The organism is Dyadobacter jejuensis, from assembly GCF_003149085.1.
Lineage (GTDB): Bacteria > Bacteroidota > Bacteroidia > Cytophagales > Spirosomataceae > Dyadobacter > Dyadobacter jejuensis.
Window position 1 is genome coordinate 47337 of record NZ_QGDT01000010.1, and the last position, 13425, is coordinate 60761.

The 13425-nt window shown below is 43.9% G+C and carries 11 protein-coding genes; 7 read left to right on the forward strand and 4 right to left on the reverse strand.

Going from position 1 to position 13425, the window contains the following annotated elements; translation table 11 throughout:
- Nucleotides 1-30: 30 nt before the first annotated feature.
- The 5 genes from CLV98_RS16905 to CLV98_RS16925 all read left to right on the forward strand — a co-directional run bounded on the left by CLV98_RS16905 (nucleotide 31) and on the right by CLV98_RS16925 (nucleotide 5948).
- Nucleotides 31-960, forward strand: a complete 930-nt coding sequence (locus tag CLV98_RS16905) for a glycosyltransferase family 2 protein (protein WP_109676079.1) — start codon at nucleotides 31-33, stop codon at nucleotides 958-960.
- On the forward strand, nucleotides 917-1483 hold the full coding sequence (locus tag CLV98_RS16910) for a WcaF family extracellular polysaccharide biosynthesis acetyltransferase (protein WP_109676081.1): 567 nt from the start codon (nucleotides 917-919) through the stop codon (nucleotides 1481-1483). Before CLV98_RS16905 ends, CLV98_RS16910 begins: the two co-directional genes overlap by 44 nt.
- Nucleotides 1480-2223, forward strand: a complete 744-nt coding sequence (locus tag CLV98_RS16915) for a glycosyltransferase family 2 protein (protein ID WP_109676083.1) — start codon at nucleotides 1480-1482, stop codon at nucleotides 2221-2223. Before CLV98_RS16910 ends, CLV98_RS16915 begins: the two co-directional genes overlap by 4 nt.
- A 150-nt stretch (nucleotides 2224-2373) precedes the next feature.
- On the forward strand, nucleotides 2374-3546 hold the full coding sequence (locus CLV98_RS16920; RefSeq protein WP_109676085.1) for an MraY family glycosyltransferase: 1173 nt from the start codon (nucleotides 2374-2376) through the stop codon (nucleotides 3544-3546).
- A 131-nt stretch (nucleotides 3547-3677) separates the two neighbouring features.
- Nucleotides 3678-5948 (forward strand): NADP-dependent malic enzyme, encoded by a 2271-nt coding sequence (locus CLV98_RS16925; RefSeq protein WP_109676087.1) that lies wholly within the window; start codon nucleotides 3678-3680, stop codon nucleotides 5946-5948.
- Nucleotides 5949-6022: 74 nt separating this feature from the next.
- On the opposite strand, the gene CLV98_RS16930 is transcribed toward CLV98_RS16925, so the two are convergent.
- Nucleotides 6023-6889, reverse strand: coding sequence for a helix-turn-helix domain-containing protein (locus CLV98_RS16930; protein ID WP_109676089.1), 867 nt, complete (start codon nucleotides 6887-6889; stop codon nucleotides 6023-6025).
- Between the two features lie 195 nt (nucleotides 6890-7084).
- Here CLV98_RS16930 and CLV98_RS16935 point away from each other — a divergent pair, with 195 nt between their 5' ends.
- On the forward strand, nucleotides 7085-8185 hold the full coding sequence (locus CLV98_RS16935) for a T9SS type A sorting domain-containing protein (RefSeq protein WP_109676091.1): 1101 nt from the start codon (nucleotides 7085-7087) through the stop codon (nucleotides 8183-8185).
- A gap of 336 nt (nucleotides 8186-8521) precedes the next feature.
- Here the strand turns inward: CLV98_RS16935 and CLV98_RS16940 are convergent, their stop codons facing one another.
- Complete coding sequence (locus CLV98_RS16940; protein ID WP_109676092.1) at nucleotides 8522-9430, reverse strand: alpha/beta fold hydrolase; 909 nt, start codon at nucleotides 9428-9430, stop codon at nucleotides 8522-8524.
- A 170-nt stretch (nucleotides 9431-9600) separates the two neighbouring features.
- Between CLV98_RS16940 and epsC the strand changes: the two genes are divergently transcribed.
- On the forward strand, nucleotides 9601-10428 hold the full coding sequence (gene epsC / locus CLV98_RS16945) for a serine O-acetyltransferase EpsC (protein ID WP_109676094.1): 828 nt from the start codon (nucleotides 9601-9603) through the stop codon (nucleotides 10426-10428).
- Between the two features lie 4 nt (nucleotides 10429-10432).
- On the opposite strand, the gene CLV98_RS16950 is transcribed toward epsC, so the two are convergent.
- On the reverse strand, nucleotides 10433-11026 hold the full coding sequence (locus CLV98_RS16950) for a TetR/AcrR family transcriptional regulator (RefSeq protein WP_109676096.1): 594 nt from the start codon (nucleotides 11024-11026) through the stop codon (nucleotides 10433-10435).
- A gap of 132 nt (nucleotides 11027-11158) precedes the next feature.
- Nucleotides 11159-13291 carry a polyphosphate kinase 1 gene (gene ppk1 / locus CLV98_RS16955; protein WP_109676098.1) on the reverse strand — a complete coding sequence of 711 codons (2133 nt, stop codon included), beginning with the start codon at nucleotides 13289-13291 and terminating at the stop codon, nucleotides 11159-11161.
- Nucleotides 13292-13425 lie beyond the last annotated feature (134 nt).

The following is a 13425-nucleotide window of genomic DNA, read 5'->3' on the forward strand; positions in this document are numbered from 1 at the left end:
ACACACTAAACCCGGTACCTTCCTAGAGCCATGGTAGATTTGTCTGTTATCATTTTAACACATAATGAATCGAAACATATAGAAAGATGCATACGTAGTTTACAGCTTATTACGGATAAAATTTTTATTGTAGATTCATACTCTACCGATAACACGGTCGAAATTGCTCGAAGTTTGGGCGTGGAGGTAGTACAAAATAAATGGATTTCCTACGCCTTTCAGTTCAATTTTGGCATTCAGAACACGCCTTTTAAGTCCACAACTTGGTCGATGCGAATGGATGCCGACGAGTATATTACCCCAGCGCTAGCGGCAGAGTTACAAGAAACCCTACCCCATACCACTCCCGATATTTCGGGATATTACCTTAAAAGACGGGTATATTTTATGGACAAATGGATCAGAAGGGGAGGTTATTATCCTATTTGGCTCCTCAGAATATGGCGCCAGGGCGATGGTGTCTGTGAGGAACTATGGATGGATGAACATATTAAGCTCAGCAGGGGGAATACGGCCAGGCTGGAGCATGATATTGTCGATCATAATCTTAACAACCTGACTTGGTGGACACAAAAACACAATAATTATGCGATTCGAGAGGTTATTGATCTTCTGAATATCAAATATAATTTCGGCAACAAAGAATCCGTTACGCCCAACTTATGGGGAAGTCAGGAGCAGCGTACCCGATATCTTAAAATTAAATACGCCGAATTCCCCCTTTTCACCCGTCCCTTTATTTATTTTGTATACCGGTACTTCTTCAAATTGGGTTTCCTAGATGGCAAGAAGGGGCTAATTTGGCATTTCTTACAGGGTTTTTGGTACAGATTCTTGGTTGACGCCAAAATTTATGAGGTATACCGATCGGCAGGAAAAAATAAAAAAGACATTATAGAACATTTTAGGACAGAATATGGAAAAGATCTTGAAAAACCAAACCAATCTGTCGCTTTATGATAATAGTTGGTACCAACCCGGAAGCACTTTAAAGCGGCTAGCCTGGTACATTTGTTCCTATTTGTTTATCAACACCTATTTCCCATTTCCAATGGGACTTAAAAGGTTCCTTTTAAGATTGTTTGGAGCCGATATTGCCTCAGATGTGGTGATCAAGCCCAAGGTTAATATCAAGTATCCCTGGTTTTTGAAAGTCGACCAACAGGTATGGATTGGAGAGGAAGTATGGATAGACAATCTGGCTATGGTTACTATAAGCACGAATGCCTGCCTGTCGCAGGGTTGTTACTTGCTAACGGGTAACCATAATTATAAGAAGCACACTTTCGACCTGATGGTCAGCCCTATCGTCCTCGAAGCGGGGGCATGGATTGGAGCCAAGGCGACGGTTTGCCCGGGAGTTACGGTGGGCAGTCATGCCATATTAACGGTTCAGTCGGTGGCTACCTCCGACCTGCTCCCATATGGAATCTATCAGGGTAACCCGGCAGTATTAACCAAGAAAAGAACGATAGAAAATTGAAAATAAGCATCATAACAGTCGTATACAACGGACAAGCCACCTTAAAGTCCTGCATGGATTCGGTCCTAAGCCAGGACTATCCGGACCTGGAGTATATTGTAGTGGATGGAAATTCGACCGATGGTACTCAGGATATCGTGAGGTCCTATGGCGCCAAGGTGAGCCAGTTTATAAGCGAACCCGACCGTGGAATCTATGACGCCATGAACAAGGGCATCGCCCTGGCTACGGGAGAGGTAATTGGCATCTTAAATGCCGACGACTTCTACGTCGCCCAGGATGTCCTCAGCAGAGTAGCCGGCCCACTGGCCAACCCCGACGTGGATGCCACCTATGCCGACCTGGAATATGTGGATGCCGTAGATACCACCAAGGTGACTCGAACATGGAAATCTGGGAAATATCGAGACAAGGCCTTTTTGAATGGGTGGATGCCGCCTCACCCTACCTTTTTCGTAAAAAGAACCTGCTATCAGCGATTCGGCACATTCCGTCTGGATTTGGGAAGTGCAGCCGATTATGAACTCATGTTACGCCTCATTCATAAACAAGGCATCAGGTTGGCTTATATACCGCAGGTGCTCATCAGGATGAGGGCCGGGGGGGTCAGTAATAAGGCTTTAACCAACCGCTTGCAGGCTAACCGTCACGATAGAAATGCATGGAAAGTGAATGACCTACAGCCCCGATTTTATACTTTGTTCATGAAGCCACTCAGGAAAATATGGCAATTTATCTGATCCAATCACTATATTACACTGAAAGCCTGCTTGTTAAGCGAATATTAAATAAATAATATATCCTTACGGATTTCAATATATTTTTACGAAATTTACAACAAGCTGATTTCGTTGAAACTTAAATTAATAGATAGAAAATCTTCAATTTTAATGGAAAAAATGCTACCTATCCAGTTTTTAAGCGAAGGAGATTATGGCTCCATGATGCACCACGATATCTATCAGTGCGTTTTGTCTTTCCTCATTGCCTGCTTTCTGTCCATAGTGGCCATTCCGGTGATAATTAATCTTTCCAATCTATTGAACCTCACAGCCAAGCCAGGGTTTAGGAGCTCACATGAGACTGAGACCCCTACGCTAGGAGGTATAGCGATATTTGCATCGACCCTGATTGGTTATTTTTTATGGCCGCATAGCAGCAATCCAGTAGATGCTAACCTGATCAGCCTATCGGTAACGGGAATGATCATCTTGTTTTTCCTAGGTCTCAAGGACGATATATTGGCTGTCGATCCTACCAAAAAGCTAATTATCCAGATATTTGCCTCCATGATATTGGTGGCCATGGGAAACTTTAAGGTCGATAATTTCTACGGCATATTTAACATTCATCATGTGCCCGACTATGTGAGTATCCCTTTGACGGTCTTTATCTTCATTGCGATCATTAACGCCATTAATTTAATAGATGGGATCGACGGGCTTGCCGGGGGAATAAGCCTGATCGCTGGGCTGGGCTTCGGAATTTGGTTTATCATGAACGACCATTTTTCATTCGGATGTTTGGCATTCGCCATGTCTGGATCTTTGTTAGGCTTTCTACGGTTCAATTTCTCTAAAACCAGCAAGATATTTATGGGAGACACCGGCTCCTTAATCGTGGGCTTTTTGCTTTCGATGTTCGCCGTCGAGTTCCTTAACCTTAATGTGGGGTATCTGCACGACCCTAACGCCTACTTCAATGCGCCCATCATCGTTTTGGTATTGTTAATTGTACCCATATTCGACACTTTAAGGGTATTTATAGTAAGAATTGCCAAGGGCGGTTCTCCTTTCGTCGCCGATCGCAATCATATGCATCACTTGCTTATCGACAACGGTTTCAATCACTTCTGGGCGGCTTTTACCCTCTGGATGGTAACTATAATGAACACTGGCCTGTTCTTCGCTTTCCATGGTAACATTACCAATACGGCTTCTATGTACATTTATATTGCCATGTTTGTCGCTTATATGGTGATGGCCCATTTTATGAAGAAGAGGGCTGTAATTATCCAGGAGAAAAAAAAACTACTAAAACATCCCTCACTGAGCCGGAGCTAGATCCAGAATCTTTTCGGTGATTTATAGTACTTTATAAGTCTCTTATAGGAGTTCGCTAAGGAATATCAGCGAATTTTTGTTTGGAAAAGTATGAATGTTTGTACCTTGCGGCAAATAATCGTATACCAGGTATGAACAAAAAAATAAGAAAAGAAGACGCCCTTTTTTACCATTCCAAAGGCCGCCCGGGTAAGATAGAGGTAGTACCTACCAAAGAAACCAATACCCAACGCGACCTATCTCTGGCCTACTCCCCTGGTGTGGCCGAACCTTGTTTAGAAATCGCCGACAACGTTGAAAATGCCTATTTGTATACGGCCAAAGGTAACCTGGTGGCCGTCATTAGCAACGGTACCGCCGTACTCGGCCTAGGCGATATAGGCCCCGAGGCTGGTAAGCCGGTTATGGAAGGAAAAGGACTCCTGTTCAAGATTTATTCGGACATCGACGTTTTCGATTTGGAATTAAACACCAAGGATGTCGACGAATTTGTAAGAACAGTCAAGATTCTGGAACCTACCTTTGGAGGGGTGAACCTTGAAGACATAAAGGCTCCAGAGTGTTTCGAGATTGAAGCACGACTAAAAAAGGAGCTAAATATACCGGTCATGCACGATGACCAACATGGAACGGCCATTATTAGTGCCGCCGCCATGCTCAATGGGCTCACCATCGTAGGTAAAGACATCAAAGACATTCGAGTAGTGGTATCGGGAGCTGGGGCATCGGCCGTGTCCTGTACCAAGCTATACATCTCATTGGGTGTTGACCCCAAAAATATAGCCATGTTCGACTCCAAGGGCCATATCCATTTGGGCAGAACGGATTTGAACGATATGAAGAAGCAGTTTGCTACCTCCAATTCCTATGACTCCTTGGAGCATGCCATGGAGGGAGCCGACATCTTCTTGGGGCTTTCTACTGCCAATATCGTATCCAAGGAAATGGTAAAATCGATGGCTAAGGACCCCATCGTGTTGGCTATGGCCAACCCTAATCCTGAAATCCCCTATCCGGATGCCGTAGAGGCACGCCAGGATGTAATTATGGCCACAGGACGGTCTGATTATCCCAACCAGGTCAATAACGTGCTAGGATTCCCCTATATTTTTAGAGGAGCCCTCGATGTACGTGCTACTGAGATTAACGAAGAAATGAAGCTAGCGGCCGTATATGCCCTAGCCGAATTGGCTCAAAAACCAGTACCTGACATTGTAAATTTGGCTTATAATGAAACCAATATTGTATTTGGTCGGAACTATATCATCCCCAAACCCGTAGACCCCCGCCTGCTTACCACCGTAGCCCCAGCAGTAGCCAAGGCGGCGATAGCGAGTGGCGTGGCCCGTAAGATCATCACCGATTGGGACGCTTACGAACAGGAACTGTCGACCAGGCTCGGTAAGAACGACCAGCTGCCCAAAGTAATTATCAACAAAGCTAAGCTTTCGCCCAAAAGAGTGGTTTTCGCAGATGCCGAAAATGTTCAGGTTCTTAAAGCGGCGCAGCAGGTTCGCGACGAAGGCATAGCCTTCCCCATCCTACTGGGTAATACCGATACCATTCAAGGAATCATCAAGGAACATAATCTCGACCTTAACGACGTCAGTATCGTAGATCCACGCGCTAAGGAAAGCGACGCTATGATCGAAAGATACGCTTCCAAATTATACGACAAGAGAAAAAGGAAGGGCTTAACCCCCTTTGAGGCCAAAAGAACCATGTACTACAAGAGCTATTTTGGCTCTATGATGGTAGAAACCGGTGAAGCAGATGCCTTTATTTCGGGTCTTACGCGCAACTACCCCGATACGATCCGTCCTGCCTTGCATGTGATCGGAAAGCAAGAAGGAGTGGTCAAAGTGGCGGGTATGTATATTCTACTAACCCCCAAAGGCCCCTTGTTCTTCTCCGATACCACGGTCAATCTGGACCCTACCGTCGATGAACTGGTAGAGATAACCGAACTTACAGCTAGGGCTATAGAACGATTCAATATCGTTCCCCGGATTGCCCTGGTAACCTATGCCAATTATGGCAGTGCAGGAGGAAAAGACGCCGAAAAAATGCAACAAGCTACGGCCATTCTCAAGCAACGTAACCCAGGCATGATCGTTGAAGGAGAGATGCAAGCGCACCTTGCTTTCAACTCCGAACTGATGAAGCAAAATCACCCCTTTAGTGACTTAGCCGACGGACGGGCCAACACGCTGATTTTCCCGAACCTTTCGGCCAGTAACATTGCCTACAACTTACTAAAAGAAGCAGCGGAATTAGAGACCATTGGACCTATCCTATTGGGACTAAAAAGACCCGTTCACGTTTTGCAACTCGGTAGCTCGGTAAGAGAAATCGTAAACATGGTGGCCATAGCCGTCATAGAAGCACAAATGCAAGAGTAACTAGTAGCATAATTTTACAAAAAGGCTCTTACTCCATAGTAGGAGCCTTTTTGTTTCCTGCCCTTCCCCTCCCTCTATACAAGGGTCATTTTGCTACGAAAAGCCTGAGGGGTGAGCCCCGTATGTTTTTTGAAGAATCGGACAAAATACGATGGGTCTTCAAACTTCAGTTTGAATCCTACCTCCTTGATCGTCAATTCCGTATGTAGCAATAGCCGTTTGGCTTCTATAATTAGTCGGTCATAATGTAGCTGGCTGGCCGTTTTTCCTAATACCACCTTACAAATATGATTGAGATGGTTGGGTGTCACATTTAGCATGGCCGCATAGGTCTTAATATCCCTAATTTCAATAAAATGCTGTTCAACAAGCCTTTCATAACGCATCATCCGGTCGTAAAACAAGGTATCGCCTATCGGTAAATTTTGATGATACAACCGATTTGCCGATTCTAAAATGAGATGTAAATAGGACAGAAAAACCTCCCCCCGGTTAATCTTCTTTCCCTTATTCTCCTCATAGGCGTCGTCGAAGAGGGCTGAAAAATGTCCCCTGTCTAATTCGGTATCGAGGATGGGCTTGTGCTGATGGGAATGAAAAAACGGGTATTGCAAAAGTCGACCTGGAAATCGAGATTGAAAGAAATTATATTCAAAATATAAATTATAGCCTTCGATATCCGGAGAAAACTCCCAGCTGTGAACTTGCCCCGGCGTGAGGAAATACAGCTGACGCCCCTTCACTTCATAGGAATTGAAATCGATGGTATGGGTTCCATACCCTCTATCAATCCACATGATAAGGTAAAAAGAATGGGTATGGGCCTTGTTAATACCTTTAAACTCCTTCACCAGTCTTTGAAGCCGGGTCATGTAAAATAGGGATTCATTCTCCTCTCCAGAAAAAGCATTTAAGTGGTAGCGGGGGTATATTGGTTTCATTCCATAAGCCGGTTAAGATGTCTATATCGGTAGCGCCCGCTCAAAAAAAAAGGAGGCTTATCCAAAGATTGTAATGAATAACTAATATATTGAATCGAAAAACAAAATAAGCGCATAATAGGCCTTTAATCGAGTAAAAACAGGGCTATTCGATACAAAAAAACGACCTGAAGCGTTAGTATAAAAAAGCGAAATATGAAAACCATCTATACCCTACTTTTTAGCTTACTCATTATAGCATTACCCCTACGGGCCAGCCATATATTGGGCGGGGAAATACAAGCCATTCAACTCAATAATCAAAATTATAAAATTGTAGTGAAACTAGCGATGGACCAGATCAACGGAGCTAGTGCCATTAACGCCGAGAATAGTGTGCTAGTATGCTTTGGAGATGGCCAAACGGGCACATTACTGGCCACCAATAGCTACACTGCGACGGACGATGCGGGGGTTATCTTTAAAACCTTTGAAGGAGAGCATGAATACACCTCCCCAGGAAATTATCAAATTTCAGTCCAACGCGAAAACAGAGTGGACGGAATACTTAATTTGCCTGAGGGGGATCAGAACACCCTGTTCCTCTGGACCATACTGAATACCCAAATGGCTAACTCAACGCCCCAATTCCCCGACCTGAAGACTACAGCCGGTCTACGTCAAAACTTCAAACAAGCCCTAGCCCCCATCGCAACGGAAGCCGATAGCCTTTCCTATCGGATCGTAAAGATCTCTAAAGCATCCCCAGGCACCTGTGGTGTTCGCATGATCAATCATTCCTATAGCTATCCCAACGACGTATCGAAAGAAGGTCTGTTCTATATCGATCGTTCAAACCAGCTCGTCTGGACAGCTCCTACCATGGAAGGCCGTTACCTATATGCTATCGTAGCCAAGGAATGGAGAGAGGGCGTGGTCATATCGGAGACCTACCGAGAGGCTACGCTTACGGTGGTTGATGGGCCTGGGGAAGTGGTGGATATTCCGCCCTATCAGCCCGTAGACGCTAACCTAGTGGTAGCAGGCGATAGTAACCCAGAAGTCGAAATCGATGTACTGGCCTACCCCAACCCTTCAGATGATCATATCAGAGTTGTGGTAACGAGCCGAGACAAGCTGAATATAAAAATCCAAGTATTGAACACGTCTGGACAGGCTGTAAAGCAATATAGTACCAGTTCTCCAGCTTTTTCGATAGAAAAAGATTTTAGTCTCAAAGCTTACGGACCTGGATTATATCTCATCAATGTGAGTACTAGTTTAGGGAGTCAAACGAAGAAAATTGTAATAAAATAAGGCATATCATAACATAGAGGCCCATCTAACGATTCGATCAGATGGGCCTTATTGTGTTTATAGGGTGGATGCAACCCCGATATTCGACAAATACTCCCCTCCTATTTTTATGTAAAAACAAAAAATACTTCAAATCGTTCGTGGTGATTCATCGGATTTCTCGTCCCAATGATAAGGAAATGTTTAAAACACACCAGGGTTTTAGACATTATAATATAGGTTAATTATGTTGCAGAAAAGCGACCAGGTCCTACCTGGTCGCTTTCTTATGAGGGAGCTATCCTATTATTTTATTAGGGAAGCACTCCAGCAAGGAGCTGCTTGGTTTTAAAGCTATTATTTGCTGTGCACAATAGACAATTGCTTGCCAGCATCCATCTGAACGTGATCGTTAAACAAGGCCTTTTTCAGTAACATTTCCTTGATCATTTTCAAATGAGTATACGTAATCATATGCCCGGCATTATTGAGATAAATAAACTGGGCCTGTCTGGACTTTATGTGTTTTTTGGCAAAGTCGATATTAGCCGGGTCGGAGATCCAGTCATTGCCTCCTTGGATGACCGTAGTAGGGAGGTTCAATTGCCCCCAAACTGGTAATATCTTCTTGAGCTCCTCAGCATGGCTAAATTTCTCGGCAGTGGCTGCATTAAAGGCCCCAGGCAAAAACCATTGAATAAAAGACATTCGCCCCCATTTAGAAAACCAATAAAACTTTTCCTTTTCTGGATCTATCACTGGCGATACCATAATTAACTCTTTGAACTGATCGGGGAACATCGATACTAAGGTAGCGGCAATGGGGGCCCCATAGGATCGACCTAAGATGGTAATCTTACTCTTAGAATGATTTAGGGCCAATATGGGGAGAAGTGCCCTGGCATGCGTCTCTATGGAGGTGACCGGCCCTATTTTTTTCATCCTAGAGTGGCCATACCCCAGCCGATCGACGGACACAATGTGGAATCGCTTGCTCAATTCTTCGTCGTCCAACATATTCATATAGCCCCATCTTGAGCCAGGTGCTCCATGGATCAGCAACAGCATAGGCAGGCTGTCGGCACCCATCGTAGATAAGCCTAAAGACAAGGTATCATTTTTGATGATATAATTTTTGGGCTTGTTCACCTTCGCTGCATAATGCTTTTGAACATCTTTATCGGTAATAATATGTGCTTTAAAGCAGGATGTTAACGAAAAAGAGGCGAATAAAATGCAAAAAGCAAGGCTGCGAATACGAGTCATAGAATGATTAGAATACAATATGATGGTCCGTCAAACAATTTACATAAAAAAACTCAGCATTAAAAGGTCAGATTAAGTAATTTCAGGCAAACGCAACTTAAACGACCCGAATTGTTGTTAGGAATAAAAAAAGTGTACCCATATATTATCAGAAAAATAAAAGTAACTTGATGATAACCGACAAAGAAAAGGATTTCCTTGCCCTATTGAGCGAACAGAGTAAATCGTTTCGCTACAAACTCCCTTCCCGTCAGGATGCAGGTCATTTTATTCAAAGCTTGATCAACTTTATGTTTCCCATTGGGAAAGATTGTGATAGGGATCGAGAGAATATGGATATCCACACTTCTTACTCCCAGCTACGTGAAAAATTAGATTGTCTTCTGGCCCCCTTGGAACCCCAGCTTAATGAAGATAAGGAAACTGCTCTTAATAAGATATTCCAAAGCCTTCCTGATGTATACGCCAGCATACTATTAGATGCCAAAGCCATTACCGAAAACGACCCAGCAGCAGTGGGTATCGAGGAGGTGATATCGGTTTACCCCGGTTTTACGGCCATTGCCACCTATAGGATCGCCCATTGTTTTGCACAATGTGGTATTCCACTACTCCCCCGTATGCTTACCGAATATGCCCATGGCCAAACGGGTATCGACATTCACCCTAATGCGGTGATTGGGCATTCATTCTTTATTGATCATGGAACGGGCGTTGTAATAGGAGAAACCACCCATATTGGGAACCATGTCAAGGTATATCAAGGGGTTACTTTAGGAGCCACCCACGTATCCAAATCCATGGCCAGCAAGAAGCGCCATCCTACCATCGAGGACCATGTAGTGATATATGCGAATGCGACCATATTGGGAGGAGAGACGGTCATCGGGCACGACTCTATTATAGGTGGTAATGCCTGGGTGGTCAAAAGTGTAGCGCCGAACTCCATGGTATACCATCAAAGTAAAGTGGATGTACGCCAACAAACAGTAGCCTAGCCACTTACATAATACTTCGGATAAACCTGCGAACACTTTCCATATATAATGGCTCAGCCTGGGTAAATGCATATCTGGGCTGAGTCGTCATGGTCATGGAAACGAAACCATAAGTAAGGCACCAGAATTCATAATAGGTTTTGGTAACTGCATCGGCCGACTTGGGCCTCAGATGGGCAATCATTTCCCACACGGGATTGTCTTTAATGCGCATCGCCTCCGCATAGCTACGCTTAGAGTCACAATAGGCTCCTTCCAAATTAAACATCACTTGAAAAATCTCCGGATTTTCAATAGCAAACTCCCAAATATGACGGGCTACCTCCACCAGCTGCTTTTGGGGATTGCTGTAATGGGTTCGTAGGGAAACAAAAATCGTATTTAAACGCTCAAAACCCTCCATTCGAATAGCCTCTAAAAGCTTATCCTTACTTTCGAAATATTCGTATAAAATTGGAGGGCTATATTCAATAACCTCTGCAATTTTTCTGATTGACACAGAAGTCCAGCCTGACTCCCGGGCAATGTCCTTGGCAGTACGGATGATATCGGCCCGCACTTGCTTTCTGAGTCGCTCACGGCGCTCACTTATTCCCATACTATTACTTCCTTTGAGTGGCGCATGCTAACTAAGCACCAAAGATAAACAGATACGGGGTAGATCTCAAAACCGATCCAAACCTTAATATAACTTTTATCTTCTTCGTATTCAAGCGTATAAAACTATAGGTCAGTCGGCCACATCCTTACGATCCTCGGTGTCAAACTCATCCTTTATTCTATTTAAAGCGACCTTTTTCCATTTTTCCACCAGACGGTAATTGGCATCCTGTGCCCGTAACTTCGGGCGACCGTCCTCTTTTAAGGAAAGGTTATTCTGATACAAATCCAACTTAACGGCTTTCTGAGTATCGTTTTGGTAATTCCGAAGTACCAGCTTAAGCTGACTCTTCAAATTATCTTCTAATATCGGAAAGCATATGTCTATCCGTCGGTGCAGATTTCTAAAGGTCCAGTCGCAGGAAGATAAAAATATCTCCTCCTCGCCCCGATTACAAAAATGAAAGATTCGGGTATTCTCCACGAAACGATCGATATGACGATATACGGTGATATTATCGCTAATGGAAGGCAACCCGGCTATCAGGCAGCTACTCTCACTGACAATCACGTGTACGGACACCCCTGCCTGGCCCGCCTCATAGAGCTTATCGATCAGAATATGATCTTGAATCTGATTGATTTTAATGGTAACAAAAGCCCTAAGCCCGGCATTGCTATTCACTATCTCCCGGTCGATCAACTCGATGAGTCGTTTTTGTAGGTTGAACTGGGTCACCGACAGGGTGTTGAAAGGAAGGTATTTGTACTTTTTCGGCTCCTCTTGAGTAGCCAGATATCCGAACAACAGCTCCAGTTCATTGGTAATTTCCCTATTACAGGTCAACAGAGCATGATCGACAATTTCACGGCTCGTCAGCTTATAAAAGCCTCCGGTGCCCAAAAAGCCATATCGTTCCCACCCTTTTTGGCCTCGGCGCTTCACCAATGCGATTTTGGCATGCACTTTTAGGCCTGGGGCATTCAGAATGATCTTAACACCGGCATCCCGCATTTTTCTGGACCAGTGGATATTCTCTTGAATATCTAGCTTGGTATTCAATTCTACATAAGTCAACACCCGCTTACCATTCCTAGCTGCACTAATCAGCGAATTGAGAATAAAGGAGTTGGGGCTTATCTTATATAGGGAAACCTGGATTTCCTTCACCTGTGGATCAACGGCAGCCTCATTAAAAAAACGGATAATGGGCTCATAGGAGTGGTAGGGCAAGTGCAGCAGACGGTCTCCCTGTTGAATATAGTCGAAAACAGAGACTTGATCCCGGTACAAATCGCTCTGAATGGGCCTTATATCGGGGTAGGTCAATTTCTTAGAGACGAAAGGGAAGGTCATCAAATCTTGCAAGAATATATAAGGGCCGGAGTCATTGAATTCGTCGGGAGCTAGCGACAACCGGGTCACCATATAATTGCGCATATTAATAGGGACGCCTGTCTCCGTAAAATAGGGCAGAGATAATGCAAAATTCCTTTTCTCTAATTGCTTCAATATCCGCTGGGCCATTGGAAGGGGATATTCATCCTCTATATTGAACTCCACCTCACTCTCCATTCTGAAAGCATAGGAATCCAGGACTTCATAACCTGGAAACAGGATATTAAGATTTTCCTTGATGATGTCGTCTACAAAGGCATAATGCCTTTTGCCATCAAGTTCTGGTAATTCTATGAATCGGCCGAAGGAGTCTGTAGGGATATTGACCGTAGCATACAGGTCTTCATCTGGCTGTAACAACCGCTGCAACCTGATCACCAAATAAAGTTTCTTGGGTTCAAAAACGGCAAATTTAGCACTTCGTTTACTCTCTAAAAGAATGGGTTGGAGGTAACGAAAAAGCTTCTCTATAAAAAAATATCGAGAATAAGACTGATGCTCGGCGGCAAAACTCTCCTGGAAGTACAGGTGAACCCCTTGCTCATAGAGCTCAGGTAGCACCTTGTTAGAGAGAATATTATAAAACTCTATCTGCTGATTCTCTATGGTTTCTCGAACATGCTCTATTAGGGACTGCGGATAAATGTTGAGCTTAGATCGGATGTCGCTGGTAACTTCGCCCATGGCCATAATAGTGGGAATCCGGACTCGAAAAAACTCATTAGTCTGATAGGCATAATGCCCTAAAAATTGCAATCTTTCCCTTACAGGCACGGAATCGTCTTGGGCCTCCAACAGCAAGCGATAGTTGTTGGATAGCCAGCTTAAATTAACATCAAAATAAGGGTAAGAAGCGTCAATCATTTATGGTGGGCTAAAAAAATTCAAATTTCGCCACAATATAAAGACAATTGACCGCTTAGAATATACCTTTGCAATAGAAAATTAAAGATCGAAGTACTTCGTTATAGAATCGTATACAATTAATCTTAATTCCT

Excerpts from the sequence above, each read along its gene's own strand:
- CLV98_RS16930 (WP_109676089.1), bottom strand. The coding sequence starts at position 6,889 with ATGAAACCAATATACCCCCGCTACCACTTAAATGCTTTTTCTGGAGAG.
- CLV98_RS16925 (WP_109676087.1), top strand. The coding sequence starts at position 3,678 with ATGAACAAAAAAATAAGAAAAGAAGACGCCCTTTTTTACCATTCCAAA.
- ppk1 (WP_109676098.1), bottom strand. The coding sequence starts at position 13,291 with ATGATTGACGCTTCTTACCCTTATTTTGATGTTAATTTAAGCTGGCTA.
- CLV98_RS16920 (WP_109676085.1), top strand. The coding sequence starts at position 2,374 with ATGGAAAAAATGCTACCTATCCAGTTTTTAAGCGAAGGAGATTATGGC.
- CLV98_RS16910 (WP_109676081.1), top strand. The coding sequence starts at position 917 with ATGGAAAAGATCTTGAAAAACCAAACCAATCTGTCGCTTTATGATAAT.
- CLV98_RS16940 (WP_109676092.1), bottom strand. The coding sequence starts at position 9,430 with ATGACTCGTATTCGCAGCCTTGCTTTTTGCATTTTATTCGCCTCTTTT.
- CLV98_RS16950 (WP_109676096.1), bottom strand. The coding sequence starts at position 11,026 with ATGGGAATAAGTGAGCGCCGTGAGCGACTCAGAAAGCAAGTGCGGGCC.
- CLV98_RS16905 (WP_109676079.1), top strand. The coding sequence starts at position 31 with ATGGTAGATTTGTCTGTTATCATTTTAACACATAATGAATCGAAACAT.
- epsC (WP_109676094.1), top strand. The coding sequence starts at position 9,601 with ATGATAACCGACAAAGAAAAGGATTTCCTTGCCCTATTGAGCGAACAG.
- CLV98_RS16935 (WP_109676091.1), top strand. The coding sequence starts at position 7,085 with ATGAAAACCATCTATACCCTACTTTTTAGCTTACTCATTATAGCATTA.